Annotated in this window: 1 protein-coding gene; it reads left to right on the top strand. The window is 46.2% G+C overall.

The genetic code is table 11. The features are described 5' to 3' along the window. Window positions 1-1,021: elongation factor Tu (gene tuf, locus AB4180_RS22160; protein WP_102248954.1), on the top strand; the 1,021-nt coding region annotated here is incomplete at both ends.

Genomic DNA, 1,021 nt, shown 5'->3' with positions numbered 1-1,021 from the left:
TGTCTAAAGAAAAATTTGAACGTACGAAACCGCACGTAAACGTTGGTACTATCGGCCACGTTGACCACGGTAAAACAACTCTAACTGCTGCTATCTGTACTACACTTGCAAAAGTGTACGGCGGTGTTGCTAAAGATTTCGCATCTATCGATAACGCTCCAGAAGAGCGCGAGCGCGGTATCACAATCGCAACTTCTCACGTTGAGTACGATACTCCTGAACGTCACTACGCACACGTAGACTGTCCTGGACACGCCGATTATGTTAAAAACATGATCACTGGTGCTGCTCAAATGGACGGCGGTATCCTAGTTGTTGCTGCTACAGATGGCCCTATGCCACAAACTCGTGAGCACATCCTACTTGGTCGTCAAGTTGGTATCCCTTACATCATCGTATTCATGAACAAATGTGACATGGTTGATGACGAAGAGCTACTTGAGCTAGTAGAAATGGAAGTTCGTGAACTTCTTTCTGAGTACGAGTACCCAGGAGACGACCTACCAGTAATTCAAGGTTCTGCACTTGGCGCTCTAAACGGCGAAAAGCAGTGGGAAGACAAGATCGTTGAGCTTGCAGAAGCACTAGATTCTTACATTCCACTTCCAGAGCGTGCTGTTGATCTACCGTTCCTACTTCCTATTGAAGATGTATTCTCAATCCAAGGTCGTGGTACTGTAGTTACTGGTCGTATCGAGCGCGGTATCCTACGTGTAGGTGACGAAGTAGAAATCGTTGGTATTAAAGAGACTACTCTTACTACTTGTACTGGTGTTGAAATGTTCCGTAAACTGCTTGACGAAGGTCGTGCAGGTGAGAACGTTGGTGCACTTCTACGTGGTACTAAGCGTGATGACGTTGAACGTGGCCAAGTACTTTCTGCTAAAGGTTCAATCAACCCACACACTAAGTTTGAGTCTGAAGTATACGTACTTTCTAAAGACGAAGGCGGCCGTCACACTCCTTTCTTCAAGGGTTACCGTCCACAGTTCTACTTCCGTACAACTGACGTAACAGGCGA

Source organism: Vibrio sp. 10N.286.49.C3 (assembly GCF_041469545.1).
Taxonomy (GTDB): domain Bacteria; phylum Pseudomonadota; class Gammaproteobacteria; order Enterobacterales; family Vibrionaceae; genus Vibrio; species Vibrio tasmaniensis_A.
This window is presented reverse-complemented; position numbering and strand designations above follow the sequence as displayed.